Genomic DNA, 15,121 nt, shown 5'->3' with positions numbered 1-15,121 from the left:
CCATACCTCTAGGAGAGCGTGGAATGATCCGATCTGTGGTCATCGTTGGCGGTGGCACGGCCGGGTGGATGACGGCCAGCTACCTGAAGGCGGCATTCGCCCACCAGATCGACGTCACACTGGTGGAGTCGGCGCAGGTGTCGCGCATCGGCGTCGGCGAGGCGACCTTCAGCACTGTGCGCCATTTCTTCGACTACCTGGGGCTCGATGAAGCCGATTGGCTGCCCAAATGCGGCGGCGGCTACAAGCTCGGCATCCGATTCGAGAACTGGAGCAAGCCGGGCGAGCACTTCTATCACCCGTTCGAACGGCTGCGAGTGGTCGACGGTTTCTCGCTGGCCGACTGGTGGCTCGAACTCGGCGACCGCGACGTGCCGTTCGACCGCTCGTGCTTCATCACCTCCGCGCTGTGCGAGGCCAACCGCTCGCCGCGGATGCTGGACGGCTCGCTGTTCGCCTCCGGCCTCGACGGCACGCTCGGCAGGTCGACGCTGGCCGAGCAGCGCGCGCAGTTCCCGTACGCCTACCACTTCGACGCCGACGAGGTCGCGCGCTACCTCGCCGACTACGCGATGCGGCTCGGCGTGAAACGGGTCGTGGACAACGTCCAGCACGTCCAGACGGACGCGCGCGGGTGGATCACCCACGTGCGGACCGAGGGCAGCGGCGACCTTTCCGGCGACCTGTTCGTCGACTGCACCGGCTTCCGCAGTCTGCTGATCAACCAGACCCTGGGCATGAAGTTCCAGTCGTTCACCGACGTGCTGCCGAACAACCGCGCGGTGGCGCTTCGCGTTCCGCGCGAAGAGGCCACGGACATGTCCCCCTACACCACCGCCACCGCCATGAACGCGGGCTGGATGTGGACCATTCCGCTGTTCCAGCGCAATGGAAACGGCTACGTGTATTCCGACGAGTTCATCTCGCCGGAGGAAGCCGAGGCGGAACTGCGCAATGCCGTGGCGCCGGGCCGCGACGACCTCCCGGTGAACCACATCCGCATGCGGATCGGGCGCAACGAGAATTCCTGGGTCAACAACTGCGTGGCGATCGGGCTGTCCAGCGGATTCGTCGAGCCGCTGGAGTCGACCGGAATCTTCTTCATCCAGCACGCCATCGAGCAGCTCGTCAAACACTTCCCCGACGAGCGCTGGGACCCCAAGCAGACCGAGGCGTACAACACCCGGGTGGCGCACGCGATCGACGGCGTCAAGGAGTTCCTCGTCCTGCACTACAAGGCCGCCCAGCGCGACGACACGCCGTACTGGAAGGAGGCCAAGGTCCGCGAAATGCCGCACGGGCTCGCGGAGAAGCTCGACCTGGCCGAGTCGCGGCTGCTGGACGAGGAGACGATCTACCCGTACTTCCACGGGTTCGAGAGCTACTCGTGGAACGCGATGAACCTCGGGCTCGGCCACCTGCCCAAGCAGGCGACACCCGCGCTGAAGCACCTCGACCCGGCCAACGCGCTGGCCGAGTTCGCCCGGGTCAAGGCCGAGGCCGACGAGATGGTCGCCGCGCTGCCGAGCTGTTTCGAGTACCTGGCGAGCATCAACAAGTGACCACGGCGGCCCGGTGATCGGAAGGGGAGTTCATGCAGTCCAGCTCGCAGCAGCCCGCACTGTCCCCGCACGGTGACGTCGAGCGGCCGCTGATCCCGGAGGCGTTCCGCGGCTTCATGAGCTCCTACTTCACCGGCGTCGCGATCATCACCTCGGTCGACGGCGACGGCAGGCCGCACGGGCTGACGTGCAACTCGCTGACCAGCGTGACCCTGTCGCCGCCGACGCTGCTCATCTGCCTCGACGAGCGCAGCGGGACGCTGTCCGCGGTGCGCTCGTGCGCCGGGTTCGTGGTGAACCTGCTCCACGCGGGCGGCAGGCGCGCGGCGGAGGTCTTCGCCTCGACCAAACCGGACCGGTTCGACCAGGTCACCTGGGAGCGGTCGGCGCGGACCGGTCTGCCGTGGCTGGTGGAGGACACCCACGCGATGGCCGAGTGCGTGCTGGCCGACATCAAGGTCGTCGGTGACCACGCCGTGGTGTTCGGCACCGTCGTGAACGTGGAGATCGGCGCGGGCAGCCCGCTGCTGTACGGATCGCGCACCTTCACCGGCGCCCCGGAGTTGGACGCGCGCTCCGGCGGCGGTATCTCGTCCCGCCGCCGAGAAGCGTCCGTGGCGCCGTGACTGGTCCGACGGCGGCGCCCGCACCGAGCGGGCAGGCCCGCGGCCTGCGAACCTGGGTCGGCTTCGGCGCGGGTGCGGTCGCGCTCATCGCCACCGTCGTGCTGTGGGCGTCGGGGGCCACGGGGAGTGACGGGGCGAAGGTCGACCCGATCACCAGGTTCCTGCTGGTCGTGGCCGTGATCCTGCTCATCAGCAACCTCCTCGGCGAGCTGATGCGGCGGCTGCGGCAGCCGCCCGTGCTCGGTGAGATCCTCGGCGGGCTGGTGCTCGGCCCGTCCGTACTCGGCCTGCTGTGGCCTGCGGGAGCCGCCTGGCTGTTCCCGGCCGACGTGCTCACCGCGCTGGAGAAGGCCGCCCAGTTGGGCCTGGTCATCTTCATGTTCCTGCTCGGCTGCGAGCTGCGCACGGACCGGATTCCGCGGGTCCGCGCCGTCGGCGCCGTGGTTTTCGGCGGCATGGGCCTGCCCTTCGGCGCGGGTGTCGCCGTGGCCGTGCTCGCCCAGCCGATGCTTGCCGGCGCGGGTGCCTCGACCACCGGCTACACCCTGTTCTTCGGGCTGGCGCTCGCGATCACCGCGCTGCCCGTGCTCGCCCGGATCCTGGTCGACCTGGGGATCGAGGGCACCACGATCGGCGCGCTGGCGCTGTCGGCCGCCGCGATCGGCGACGGTGTCGCCTGGCTGGCGCTCACCGCGATCCTCGCGAGCACCGGGTCCGGCGACGCGGGCAACGTCGCGGCCGCGGTCGGGCTGGCCGCGTCTCTGGTGCTGGTGACCTTCCTGGTCGTCCGGCACGTGCTCGCCGCGCTGGTGGCGCGGATGCGGTCCGAGCAGTTGTTGACCACCGTGCTCGTCGTCGGCGCGATCGGCTTCTCCGCGCTCACCCAGATGATCAACCTGCACCCGCTGATCGGGGCGTTCCTGTTCGGCGCGGCGGTGCCCCGCGGCACGCCGGTCGTGGAGCGGATCAGCCGCCAACTCCAGGGGTTCACCCTGTTCATCCTGCTGCCGCTGTTCTTCGCGGGCGTCGGGCTCAAGACCTCGGTCGGCCTGCTCGGCGGCCAGGCCGACCACTGGCTGCTGTTCATCGGTGTGCTGATCGTCGCGCAGGTGACGAAGGTGATCGGCGCGGGCGGGGCCGCCCGCCTGGTCGGACTCCGACCGATGCAGGCGATACAAGTGGGCGCACTGATGAACTGTCGGGGCGTCACCGAACTCGTCATAGCCTCCATCGGCCTGCAGTACGGTATTATCAACCAGTTCGGTTTCACTATTCTGGTGCTCGTCGCCATCGTGACCACCGCGGTTACCGGACCATTCATGCGCTATCTGGCGCGCCGGGATTCGACACTCGACACCGACGAACTGTCGACCCCCAAGCGCAGCGGCGAAAACAACCCGGCGGGGTTGGCCAGTGGGTAGTCCGCCGAGTACGGTCTCGCCGAAAGCCGACAGCAGGAGAACTTCACGAACGGGGCTAGTGATGAAGGGAATTGTCCTCGCTGGGGGCAGTGGCACCCGGATGCATCCGGCGACGCTGTCGACGTCCAAACAGTTGCTCGCGATTTACGACAAGCCGATGGTCTACTACCCGCTGTCGATTCTCATGCTGGCGGGTCTGCGCGACATCCTGATCATCTCGACGCCCACCAGCCTCCCGGCCCTGCGCGCGCTGCTGTCCGACGGCGCCCAACTCGGCCTCAACATCTCCTACGCCGAGCAGCACGAGCCGCGCGGCATCGCCGAGGCGTTCCTCATCGGCGCCGACCACGTCGGCAACGACCTGTCGGCGCTGATCCTGGGCGACAACTTCTTCCACGGCGCCGGGTTCCCGCGCCTGCTGCGCGCGGCCCGCGACGAGATCGACGGGTGCACGCTGTTCGGCTACCCCGTGTCCGATCCCGAGCGCTACGGAATCGGCGAGGTCGACGGCAACGGCGAACTGGTGTCCCTTGAGGAGAAGCCGGTGCTGCCCCGCTCGGACAACGCGATCACCGGTCTGTATTTCTACGACTCCGACGTCGTGGAGATCGCCAGGGACCTCACCCCGTCCGCCCGCGGGGAATTGGAGATAACCGACGTCAACCTCGCCTATCTCAAGCAGGGGCGGGCCAAGCTTGTTCGGCTCGGCCGCGGTTTCACGTGGCTCGACGCGGGCACGCACGACTCGCTGCTGGTCGCCAGCCAGTATGTGCAGGTGATCGAGAAACGCCAGGGCGTGCGAATCGCGTGCCTGGAGGAGATCGCGCTGCGCATGGGCTACATCGGCGTCGAGGACTGCCAGCGGCTCGGCCACGGAATGAAGAACTCGGAATACGGGCGTTACCTCATGGATATCGCCCAGGCGGTGGGCTAGCACAGCGGCGGGCAGGCGAAAGGGCTGTCCCGCCGGCGGTACACCGGCGGTACATCCGCGCCGGATATCACCGTTTTCGCACCAGAACCAACGACGACAGAGCAACGACAAGGAGTGCAGTGGTCTATCAGGAGCTCGCTCCGGTGGCGGTGCTGTCGTCGGGCTTCAGCGCGCCCGAGGTGGCCGAGGGCCAGTGGCACGTGCGGTGGGACGCCGCGGGCCTGGACCCGGCGGCGCTGGTCGCCGAGACGATGCCCGACACCGTCGACTTCCACACCTCGGGCAGCACGGGGTCGAGCCGGTGCTGGCGGCGCACGCGGGAGAACCTCTGGCGCGAGGCGGGCATGCTCGCCGAGCTGGTCGGGCCGGGCGAGCCGCGGGCGGTGGTCGCGTTCGCGCCGCCGATCCACATCTTCGGTGCGCTGGCCACGGGGTTGCTGCCCGCGCACCTGAGGGTGCCCGTGTGGTACCGCTCGGAGTTCTTCGGCGGGCTGCCGGACACCGGGGCCAAGCGGGTCGTCGTCGTGGCCACGCCGTGGATCTTCTCGCTGCTGCTCGCGCACCTGGACTGGGTGCGCGCGATGGACCAGGTCACCGTGCTCTACGGCGGCGCGAAGCTGCCCGCGAGCGCGGGCGAGTTCCTCGCCGCGGCCGGGCCCGACCGGGCGGTGATCGCGGAGACGATCGGCTCGACCGAGACCGGTGGCATCGGGTACCGGCTGTGGCGCGGGGGCGAGACCCCGCCGTGGACGCTGTTCGCCGACGTCAGCTTCGCCGAGCCCGTGTCCGCCGACGCCGATGTCCCGCTGGTCGTCCGCACGCCCCGGCTGGCCGCGCGGCCGGGCGAGGCCGCGCCGCCGACCTGGGCGACCGGCGATCTCGTCCGGGCCGTGGACGACCGGACGTTCCGGCACATCGGGCGCAGCGGCAGGCTCGTCAAGGTCAACGGGCGGCGGATCGACCTCGACCAGGTCGAGCACGCGCTGCGCGACGTGCTGGACTGCGCCGATCTCGCCGTCCAGCCGGTGTCGGACCGGATGATCGGCGAACACGTGGATCTGCTCGTCGCATTGCACCCCGGTACCGAACTGAACGACCTCGACCTCGCCGCGGCTATCTCCGCCATCGGCGTGCGCCCGAGGCGGGTGCGCGTCGTCGACCGGATCGCCCGGTCCGCGATGGGCAAGTTGCGCCAAGACCAATCACTCACCGCTGACGCAGGGGTAGCACCGTGACAGTCACCGAAGTATCGCTCGGCGAGATGGCAGGCTCCGAACACCTCGCGGAGATCGTTCGCAGCGCGTCGTGGGACGCCAAGATCGATCCGTGCAACGACGCGGACATCGAACGCATGGCGGCGAGCGCGGAGACCATCGACGCGCACCTGGCGACCGGTGAGCCGGTCTACGGGCTCACCCAGGGGTTCGGCCCGTTCGTCGGCTTCCGCGCGGAGTCGGAGATGGAGCAGGGCATCTCGCTCATCTCCCACCTGGGCTCCGGCCAGGGCAGGCCGTTGAGCCCGGAGGTGTCCCGGCTCGTCCTGTGGCTGCGGCTCAACAGCATGCGCAAGGGCATCTCGGCGGTGTCGCCGGAGTTCTGGCAGAAGCTGGCCGACCTGTGGAACGGCGGCTTCACCCCGGCGATCCCGCGCGACGGCACGGTCAGCGCCAGCGGCGACCTGCAGCCGCTCGCGCACGCGGCGCTGACGTTCACCGGGTTCGGCGAGGCGTGGGTGCGCGACTCCCGCGGGCGCTGGTCGACCGAGGACGCCGGGGACGTGCTCGCCGGACTGGGCGCCAACCGGCTCGAATGGCCGGTCCGGGAGGCGCTCGCCTTCGTCAACGGCACGGGTGTCGGTCTCGCGGTGTCGATCCTCAACCAGCAGTCCGCGCTGCGCCTGGTCCGCGCGATCGCCGCGCTCACGGCGCGCTCGGCCGCGGTGCTGGGCGCCAACCCGGAGCACTTCGACGTCGGCATCGGCCTGGTCCGCAACCAGATCGGCCAGTTGACGGTCGGTAGGTGGATCAGGGACGACCTGCCCGACGGCATGACCAAGCACCCGGGTCGCCCGCTGCAGGAGCCCTACAGCCTGCGGTGCGCGCCGCAGGTGCTCGGCGCGGTGCTCGACCAGTTGACCGCGGCGGGCGACACCCTGGCGCGCGAGACGTCCGGTTGCACCGACAACCCGGTCACCTTCGACGGCCGGGTGCTGCACGGCGGGAACTTCCACGCCATGCCGGTCGGCTTCGCCTCCGAGCAGACCGGTCTCGCGATGCACATGGCGGCGTACCTGGCCGAGCGGCAGTTGAACCTCATCACCAGCCCGGTGACCAACGGCGACCTGCCGACGATGCTCACCCCGCGCGCGGGCCGCGGGTGTGGCCTGGCGGGCGTGCAGATCAGCGCGACCTCGTTCATCTCCCGCATCCGCCAGCTCGTCACCCCGGCCTCGCTGACCACGCTGCCGACCAACGGGTGGAACCAGGACCACGTGCCGATGGCGCTCAACGGCGCCAACGGGGTCTCCGAGGCGCTCGAACTGGCCTGGCACGTCGTCGGGTCGCTGGCCCTCGGCGTCGCGCAGCTCTCGGTGATGGCGGAGCACGACCGCGGCACCACCGGGGTGTGGGCGGAGCTGGCCGAGATCTCCCCGCCGCTGGAGGCCGACCGGCCGATGGCCGCGGAGGTCCGGGCGGCGAGTGCCCTGATGGAACGGCACGCAGTGCGGCTGCTCGACGAGATGGGCACCGAGTGATGCGCACCGACGTGGACACCGGCTACGCGCTGCCGACTCCCGACGAGGTCGGCGACTTCTACAACCAGAGCAACAAACTGATCGCCGAGTTCCTCGGCGGCAGCATGCACTACGGCTACTGGACCGGGCCGGACGACCTCAGCGACATCGAGGTGGCCGCCGAGCGGCTGACCGACATCATGACCGAGAAGCTGGACATCAAACCCGGCCACCGGGTGCTCGATCTCGGCTGTGGCCCGGGAAAGCCCGCGGTGCAGTTGGCCCGCGCGACCGGCGCGCAGGTGGTGGGGATCTCGGTCAGCACCGAGGACGTCCGGCTCGCGAGCGCGCGGGCGCGGGCCGAGGGCATGGCGGAGCAGGTGCGGTTCTCCTACGCCGACGGGACGAACCTGCCGTTCGAGCCGGAGTCGTTCGACGCGGTGCTCGCCCTTGAGTCCATTGTGCACATTCCAGACCGAGTCCAGGTGCTCGACCAGATCCGTCGGGTGCTGCGGCCGGGCGGCAAGCTGGCACTGACGGACTTCATCGAGCTGACCCCGCCCGCCGACGACGACGATCAGCGCGGGCTGGCCGAGATGCTGGCGGCCTGGCGGGCGGCGCCGCTCGTGCGGACGGCGGACTACCCCGGGTTCGTCACCGCGGCCGGGCTGGTCCTCGACGAGGCCACCGACATCACCGAGTACACGAAGTACACCTTCGCCAAGACCTACGCGGCGATGCGCGAGCACATCCAGCGCAACGGCGACCTCCCGCCGTACCTCGCGGAGATCTTCGCGATGGGGGAGAACGTGGATTGGGAGCAGGTCGTCAACGGGCCGCAGAGCGAGGGCGTCGTGCTCGTCGTGGCCCACCGCCCACCGTCTGTTTAGGACAGTGTGGCACCAGCCCGGTTAGGAATCTCCTTAGGACAGCGCGGGTCCGCTTCGGACAGTCGGAGCGGCCCCGCGCTGTTCGGCGACCGGATCATGGCGCGGTACCGGATTCGATGAAGGTCCTGTGCCGCAGGTCCCGGGGCGACGGACGCCGATCGAGCCGCACGGACAGGATTCGGGCGGCATCGTCGTTTCGACCGGCCGACACCAGGGTCTGCACGAGGGTGTCCTCGATGACCTCCCGCTGCGCCGCGCTCCCGCCGACCTCCTCGATCCTCCGCAGCGCCGTGGCGAGGTCGGCCGCCGCGAGCGTCCACCGGCCCTCGACCACGGCGGCGAGGCCCGCGCACAGCGGCGCGATGACCCGGGCGAACACCGGGGACGCGTGCCCGTCGGCGTGGCCGCGCAGCCGGTCCAGGCCCGCCGCGTCGCCGTCCGCGGCCAGCGCGATCGCGGCGTGCATCGCGGCGAACGCGCTGGGCGGGTGCACCAGCCACTCCCGCGGCGCGGCGTCGAGGACCGCGCCGATCGGCAGTCGCCCGTGCCACGCGCCGGTGACCGAACACCGCCACAGCAACGAAGCCGCGTCCACGAGCACTCGGACGCCGTCTGCCGCGGGCGGGGCCAACTGGGTGGCGTACCTGGCGCGGACCGCGTCGTCCCGGCCGAGCATCAGCTCGTGCAGGGCCGCGTGCCAGGAGAAGTGCGCGGCATGGTCGGTCCGCGCCCCGGCCGACCGGAGCCACTCCTCCAGCCAACGCAGGCCCGCGCGGTGCTCCCCGGTCTCGTAGTACACGTGCGTCCTGGCGTGCGCCGCGTGGCCGGACGCGGGCTGCTCGGCCAGCGCGCGGGCGACCAGGGCGTCCGCTTCGAGCCAGCGCCGCTGGTCCTGCCGGACGAACGCGAGCTGCCCGAGGTACCACCAGTCGTCGCCGTAGGCCGGGCCGAGGCGCTCGATCAGCTCCCAGGTGTCCTTGCCCGCGGTGACCCCGCCGAAGGCGATGGTGGGTACCGCGACGCTCACCGCGAGCGCGTCGCGGGGGTAGGCGTCGATGTGCCGCAGCAGCGCGGCCCGGCCCGCCGCGGCGGGTTCGGCCGCCAGCGCGGTCACCGCGGCGACGAAGCTGCGGTCGCGGTCGCCGCCGCGGACCCGCACGGCGCGCCGTGCCGCGCGCAGGGACCGGTGCACGTCGACCCCGACACCCCACTCGCGCCCCAGCAGCGCGAGCGCGGCGTGCCCGACCGCGAAGTCCGGGTCGTCGGCCACGGCCCGGGTGAGGAGGTCGTCCGCGCCCGGTCGGATCAGCAGGATCCGGTCGAGCGCGGCGTCGTAGGCCGCGGCGCTCGCGCGGGTGGCCGCCAGCGGGAGCGCATAGCGATCGAGGACTGGGCGGTCGAGGACTGGGCGGTCGACCCGGATCGGCGCGGTGGCGAGCACGGCGGCGGCGATCTCGGCGGCCTGCGCCCGGATCTCGGGGAAGGCGGTGGTCTCCCACAGGTTGCCCCGGCGCAGCGCGCCGATCACCCAGACCGGCGCGCCGGAGCCCGCGACGCGGCCGTCGTCGGCGGTGTCGAAGCCGAGATCGAGCGGACCGCGGGCGGTGATCCCGGCCGCGAGCAGCCTGCCGACCAGCGTGTCCCCGGTCGGCCCGACATCGCAGCTCGGCCCCGTGCAGTTGATCACGGTGCCGACGGCCAGCTCCCGGCCGTTGTGCAGCCGGACCCGCAGTCGCGCGCCGGGGTCGACGCCCGCGACCGCGCCCTTGCCGATCCGCAGGCGAGCCGACCGGCGCATACCCGCCACCTGGGCGGCGACGGCCGGGGCCATCCGGTGCCGCAGGACCTCCCACACCCGGCTGTGCTCGGTGAGGAACCGGCGCCGGTCCACGTCGGTGAGCTGTCGCCAGATCGTGGAGGTGATCGGGCGCAGGCTGTCGATCGCGGGCCGCCAGTCGCGGTGGGTGCGAATGGAGTCCTCAAGGTGGCGGCGAATCGAGCGCCACACGGAGTCCAGGTCGTCGCCGGGCGCGATGCGCGGCGGCGGCAGCGGCGGGGAGCCCGTCGGATTGTGCGCTCGGGGCAGCAAACCGTGGCGGGACACCGCGTGCACGACCCGGCCGGGCCGATCCAGCGCGAGGGCGACATCCACCATGGTGAGCCCGGTTCCGACGATCAGCACGTCGTCGTCGGCAGGCACGTCGGCCAAGGCGTCGGGAGCCCACGGATCGCCGATGAACCGGTCCGACTCCCGCAGTTCGTCCGGCGCCCAGTCGCAGCCGGGCGCCAACGCCCCCAGGGCCAGCACGACCGCGTCGACGGGCACCGCCTTGCCCGTGCGCAGGTGCAGCGTCAGGCCCGTCGAGCCGCGTCGGCCGATCCGGGCAACCGTGTCGCGGATGTGCTCGACACGGGCCGTCGTGGCCTGTCGCTCGACCGAGCGGAGGAAGTCGGTCAGGTAGGCGCCGAATTGGCCGCGCGGGACGAAATCGCCCGGCGAAATGCTGTTTGTCCGATTCGCCCGGAGCCAGTGCACGAAATGATCGGGGTCGCCGATCCGGGCACTCATCTTACCCGCGGGCACATTGAGCAGGTGCCGCGGATCATCGGTGGAATAGGCGACACCGAGGGCGGGCTGCTGACCGGGCCCGATCAGCAGCACCCGCAGTGCCACGCCCCGCGCGGCGGACTCGGTCACCAGGTTCGCGCCCACCATGACACCGGCCGCGCCATTGCCGACCACCGCAACTGTCCGCGTTGTCATCTCTCACCCCTGCTGGTGCTGTGCTTGTGGCCGGACGCTTCTCGGCCCCGACCCGATGTCGTGCGGGCGGCAGCCGATGGAGTGCTAATGCAAGACTCGGACGACCCTTTCGCAATCGCCAGGGTGGCGCAAGTCTGTCGCCATGCACCCGTTTAGCCTGCGTGTCAAGTCGGTTGCCCGCTGTCTTCCCAGCATGAGAGACTCGGTCCGAGGAAACCGAACTGGGGTCGGCGGACACGAATTTGGCGGGCTGCGCATGTCTTTGACATCTTCCGTGGAAGTACTGGCGGATCACGTTCTCGATCACCTGGAAGCCGAGTCCATTCATATCCTGCGCGAGGTCGCGGGCGCGTTTCGCAGACCGGTGCTGCTGTATTCCGCGGGCAAGGACTCGTCGGTGCTGCTGCACCTGGCGGTGAAGGCGTTCACCCCCGGTCGCATGCCCTTTCCGGTCGTGCACATCGACACCGGCTGGAAGTTCCGCGAGATGATCGAATTCCGGGACGAAACCGCGGCCAGGTTCGACCTCGACCTGCGCGTGCACACCAACGGCAAGGCCGCGGCCGACGGCGTGACCCCGTTCACCCACGGCGCGCACGAGTACACCCGAATCATGAAGACCACCGCCCTGCGCGAGGCGCTCGACCTGGGCGGACACGACGCGGCCATCGGCGGCGCCCGTCGAGACGAGGAGCGGTCGCGGGCCAAGGAACGGGTGTTCTCGTTGCGCGAGCCCGGCCACCGCTGGGATCCGCGGCACCAGCGCCCGGAGTTCTGGCGGTCCGCGAACACCCAGCTCGCCGAAGGTCAGACGATGCGGGTGTTCCCGTTGTCGAACTGGACCGAACAGGACATCTGGCGTTATCTTCGTCGGGAGCGGGTCCCCGTCGTGCCGCTCTATTTCGCGGCGCGGCGCACCGTTGTCGAGCGCGCCGGATCATTCATCATGGTGGACGACGAGCGGTTTCCGCTGCGCCCCGGTGAACGGCCACAACAGCGCCTTGTGCGGTTTCGCACCCTCGGCTGCTATCCGTTGACCGCGGGCGTCGAGTCCGCCGCCGAGAATCTGGACGAACTGCTGGCGGAATTGGCCGCGGACCGCCGATCCGAGCGGGCGGGCAGGCTGATCGACGGCGAAGGCTCGACGTCGATGGAGAGCAAGAAGACGGAGGGCTACTTTTGAGCGACCGCGGACAGCACTCATCGGACCAGGTCGCGTCGGGCCCACTGTTTCACCCGGTCGTGCACGTCGTGGCGTGTGGTTCGGTCGACGACGGGAAATCCACGTTGATCGGCAGGCTCCTGGTGGAGACCGACACCGTCACCGACGACGAATTGGACTACGCGCGCCGAGTCCGCCGCGGCGGTTCGACCATTCCGACCGGGCGAGTGGACTATTCGCTGCTGACCGACGGATTGGAGGCCGAACTACAGCAGGGCATCACGATCGATGTCGCCTATCGGCAGCTCCATCTGCCCTCCGGCCGCCGGGTGATCCTGGCCGACGCGCCCGGGCACGAACAATACACCCGCAATATGGCCGTCGCCGCGTCCAACGCGAACATCGGCATTCTCCTGCTGGACTGCACCAAGGGCATTCGCAGCCAGACCCGGCGCCATCTCGCCGTGTGCGCGACGATGGGCGTGCGCACGGTCCTGGTCCTGGTGAACAAACTCGACGCGGTCGACTACCGCCGCGAGGTGTTCGAGGAGCAGGCGGAACAGGTGCGCGCCGCCGCGGACCGACTGGAACTCAAGGACGTCGTCGCGATCCCGGTGAGCGCGCTGAGCGGGGACAACGTGGCCGCGCTGTCGGACCGGACGCCGTGGTACCGGGGACCGTCGGTGCTGCGGGCACTGGCCGAATGGCATCCCGAACAGGCGTCGGGACCGCACGACTGGGGCTTCCGCCTGCCCGTCCAGCACGTGACGCGCAGCGCCGACCTCCGCGGCTACGCGGGCACGGCGTCGGGCGGGTCGGTCAGTCCGGGCGACACCGTGACCGTGGCCCGCAGCGGCGCGAAGGTCACCGTCGACCGGGTTCTCGGCATCGACGGCGAACTGTCCCGCGCTGTCGCGGGCATGCCGATCACGGTCACCCTGACCGACGAACTCGACATCGCCCGCGGCGACGTGCTCATCGCGCATTCCCCTGGCACCGCTGAGGGTTTCGCGCCCCAGCGGGCCACCGCGTTCGCCGCGGAAGTGGTCTGGACCGGTGAGACACCGCTGCGCGAGGGCGACTGCTACCTGACGGTGGTGGGTCCGCTCACCGTCCAGGGAACGGTCACCGCGGTGCGCGGCAGGCTCGACACCGACTCCGGCGAGCGCTCCGCCGCCCGGACCCTGCGGATCAACGACATCGGCACCGTCGAGTTCGTCACCGACCGGCCGGTGTTTCTTGAGCCGTACCGGGAGAACCGCGCCACCGGCAGCTTCCTGTTCGTCGATCGGGTCGGCAGGCAGACCGTGGCCGCGGGCATGGTTCGGGGCAGTCTGTACCGGACCCCCGACATCGTGCCGCAGAGCTACTCGGTCGACCAGGCGGCCCGCGCGCGGAGCAAGGGCCAGACCCCGCGAGTGCTGTGGCTGACCGGAATCCCCGGCGCGGGCAAGTCCACCATCGCCGACGCGTTGGAACGCAGGCTGCACGCGATGGGCCTGCACACCTATGTGCTCGACGGCGACAACGTCCGCGCGGGCCTGAACAAGGACCTCGGCTTCTCCCGCGACGACCGCGCCGAGAACGTCCGCCGCGTCGCCGAGGCCGCCCGACTCCTCTGCGACGCGGGCCTGATCGTCATCGTCGCCCTGGTGTCTCCCTTCCGCGCCGACCGGATGGCCGCGAAAACCCTGTTCGACCCGGGCACCTTCGTCGAGACCTGGGTCAACACCTCGGCGGAGGTGTGCCGGTCCCGCGATCCCAAGGGCCTGTACCGGAAGGCGCAGGCGGGCCTCATCTCGAACCTGACCGGTGTCGGACAGCCGTACGAGGCGCCCGAGCAGGCGGACGTGACTGTCGACGGCTCCGGCGCCATCGAGGAGATCGTGGACCAACTCGTGCGGGTGGTGATCTCCGGCCCTGAGTAACGGGCAACCGCCACCTGTGCCCGAAAGGGTCACGCAGGCGGCACCCTGGAGTGGCCGGTGACGTGTTCTGGTGTCGCGCTTGGCCTCGTTAGGCTCGATCTTCGATCGAGTGGAACGGACTTTGCCATGGCTACGTACGAGAAGGCGCCGAATACGCGCGAAATGCGTAAACGGCTCGGCCTGGAGGCCGAGTTGGCTCCGCGGGCCGCGGCAGCGACTCCAGACGACTCCGATTCGGCCGGATCGGAGTCCGACGATTCGGACTCGGATCGAATCCATAGCGAGGATTCCGGCACCGACACCTCGGACGATGACGACGTGATGTCAACCCCGGCGCGGCGGCCCGTTCCGCGTGTTCCTGACGGCCCGGCACCGGCCAATCCCCTGGACCTCGGTGCAGGCGAAGGGCCCGCGCGTCAGCCGAGCCTCGACCGTCCGGTCCGCGAGATCACCGGCCTCGACGGCGAAGCGCTCCACGCTGCCTTGCTGACCGTCCGCATGACTGACCACTACCCGCTCAGTGGCGCCGCGAGAGGTGTGCCGTTGCTCCGCGAGGAGAACTTCACGATTGACGGATTCAAGTCCGCCAGCCCACCGGAATCCGTGCGGATCGAGTACCACGTACTCGGTGAGCCGCACACCGGGACAGCCGAGGCTGATTCGAGCGTGACGCCCGTTGAGCGCAAACTGACCTTCCGCTCGACTATGCTGGTCGGTTCCGAGCGCGTCGACCGGATCTGCGCCGATTTCACGGTGCGATTCGACCGCCAGTACTACTACGTCACACGGGCGAACCATGTCGAGCTCCAGGTCTATCCGATTCACAGCGCCAAGCGGTTCGCGAACCTCACCCTCGTGCTGGACGCCAAGCGCAAGCAACTGGCCGATGACAGGGTGTCCCTGGATTTGTCCGTGGACTTGTTGCCACGGTTGCTGTACCGCGTCCACTGGACCTGCACCGGTGTGCTCATGAGCGCCGCGGGGGATAGGCCATGGACTGTCGGGGGCAAGATCATGATCACCAACGGCGGGGAGCTGCGCGCGATGGACACCCCTACGGAGAAGTACTTCGGACTTCCTCCCGTGGCCTGACCGAGTGG

Annotated in this window: 11 protein-coding genes; 10 read left to right on the top strand and 1 reads right to left on the bottom strand. The window is 70.0% G+C overall.

The genetic code is table 11. From position 1 onward, the window contains the following. Positions 1–23 precede the first annotated feature (23 nt). From ACT4N7_RS09460 to ACT4N7_RS09430, 7 genes are all read left to right on the top strand, one after another. A complete protein-coding gene (locus ACT4N7_RS09460; RefSeq protein ID WP_444828249.1) occupies positions 24–1,562 on the top strand; it encodes a tryptophan halogenase family protein in 1,539 nt (512 codons plus the stop codon). Positions 1,563–1,594: 32 nt separating this feature from the next. Beyond that, on the top strand, positions 1,595–2,188 hold the full coding sequence (locus ACT4N7_RS09455; RefSeq protein WP_444828248.1) for a flavin reductase family protein: 594 nt from the start codon (positions 1,595–1,597) through the stop codon (positions 2,186–2,188). Continuing rightward, positions 2,185–3,609 carry a cation:proton antiporter gene (locus tag ACT4N7_RS09450; protein ID WP_444828247.1) on the top strand — a complete coding sequence of 475 codons (1,425 nt, stop codon included), beginning with the start codon at positions 2,185–2,187 and terminating at the stop codon, positions 3,607–3,609. Before ACT4N7_RS09455 ends, ACT4N7_RS09450 begins: the two co-directional genes overlap by 4 nt. Positions 3,610–3,670: 61 nt before the next feature. After that, positions 3,671–4,543, top strand: coding sequence for a glucose-1-phosphate thymidylyltransferase RfbA (rfbA, locus tag ACT4N7_RS09445; RefSeq protein WP_444828246.1), 873 nt, complete (start codon positions 3,671–3,673; stop codon positions 4,541–4,543). A 119-nt stretch (positions 4,544–4,662) separates the two neighbouring features. Beyond that, the gene (locus tag ACT4N7_RS09440; RefSeq protein WP_444828245.1) at positions 4,663–5,778 is read left to right on the top strand and encodes an AMP-binding protein; all 1,116 of its coding nucleotides are present in this window, start codon (positions 4,663–4,665) and stop codon (positions 5,776–5,778) included. Next, a complete protein-coding gene (locus ACT4N7_RS09435; RefSeq protein ID WP_444828244.1) occupies positions 5,775–7,298 on the top strand; it encodes an aromatic amino acid lyase in 1,524 nt (507 codons plus the stop codon). Before ACT4N7_RS09440 ends, ACT4N7_RS09435 begins: the two co-directional genes overlap by 4 nt. Then, positions 7,298–8,167, top strand: a complete 870-nt coding sequence (locus ACT4N7_RS09430; RefSeq protein WP_444828243.1) for an SAM-dependent methyltransferase — start codon at positions 7,298–7,300, stop codon at positions 8,165–8,167. Before ACT4N7_RS09435 ends, ACT4N7_RS09430 begins: the two co-directional genes overlap by 1 nt. A gap of 94 nt (positions 8,168–8,261) precedes the next feature. Here ACT4N7_RS09430 and ACT4N7_RS09425 read toward each other — a convergent pair whose 3' ends face one another. After that, on the bottom strand, positions 8,262–10,931 hold the full coding sequence (locus tag ACT4N7_RS09425; protein ID WP_444828242.1) for an FAD/NAD(P)-binding protein: 2,670 nt from the start codon (positions 10,929–10,931) through the stop codon (positions 8,262–8,264). A 274-nt stretch (positions 10,932–11,205) separates the two neighbouring features. Between ACT4N7_RS09425 and cysD the strand changes: the two genes are divergently transcribed. The 3 genes from cysD to ACT4N7_RS09410 all read left to right on the top strand — a co-directional run bounded on the left by cysD (position 11,206) and on the right by ACT4N7_RS09410 (position 15,113). Next, a complete protein-coding gene (gene cysD / locus ACT4N7_RS09420) occupies positions 11,206–12,114 on the top strand; it encodes a sulfate adenylyltransferase subunit CysD (protein WP_444828241.1) in 909 nt (302 codons plus the stop codon). Further along, the gene (gene cysC, locus ACT4N7_RS09415) at positions 12,111–14,021 is read left to right on the top strand and encodes an adenylyl-sulfate kinase (protein WP_444828240.1); all 1,911 of its coding nucleotides are present in this window, start codon (positions 12,111–12,113) and stop codon (positions 14,019–14,021) included. Before cysD ends, cysC begins: the two co-directional genes overlap by 4 nt. 126 nt (positions 14,022–14,147) lie before the next feature. Next, complete coding sequence (locus ACT4N7_RS09410; RefSeq protein WP_444828239.1) at positions 14,148–15,113, top strand: hypothetical protein; 966 nt, start codon at positions 14,148–14,150, stop codon at positions 15,111–15,113. The last annotated feature ends 8 nt before the right edge of the window (positions 15,114–15,121 follow it).

The sequence above is a fragment of the Actinokineospora sp. genome (assembly GCF_052390155.1).
GTDB lineage: Bacteria > Actinomycetota > Actinomycetes > Mycobacteriales > Pseudonocardiaceae > Actinokineospora.
Note: the sequence above shows the minus strand (reverse complement) of the source record. Positions and strands in the feature narration are given on the sequence as shown.

Bases quoted from the DNA above. Each gene is read 5' to 3' on its own strand.
- ACT4N7_RS09410 (WP_444828239.1), top strand. From the start codon at position 14,148: ATGGCTACGTACGAGAAGGCGCCGAATACGCGCGAAATGCGTAAACGG.
- ACT4N7_RS09460 (WP_444828249.1), top strand. From the start codon at position 24: ATGATCCGATCTGTGGTCATCGTTGGCGGTGGCACGGCCGGGTGGATG.
- ACT4N7_RS09430 (WP_444828243.1), top strand. From the start codon at position 7,298: ATGCGCACCGACGTGGACACCGGCTACGCGCTGCCGACTCCCGACGAG.
- ACT4N7_RS09455 (WP_444828248.1), top strand. From the start codon at position 1,595: ATGCAGTCCAGCTCGCAGCAGCCCGCACTGTCCCCGCACGGTGACGTC.
- rfbA (WP_444828246.1), top strand. From the start codon at position 3,671: ATGAAGGGAATTGTCCTCGCTGGGGGCAGTGGCACCCGGATGCATCCG.
- ACT4N7_RS09425 (WP_444828242.1), bottom strand. From the start codon at position 10,931: ATGACAACGCGGACAGTTGCGGTGGTCGGCAATGGCGCGGCCGGTGTC.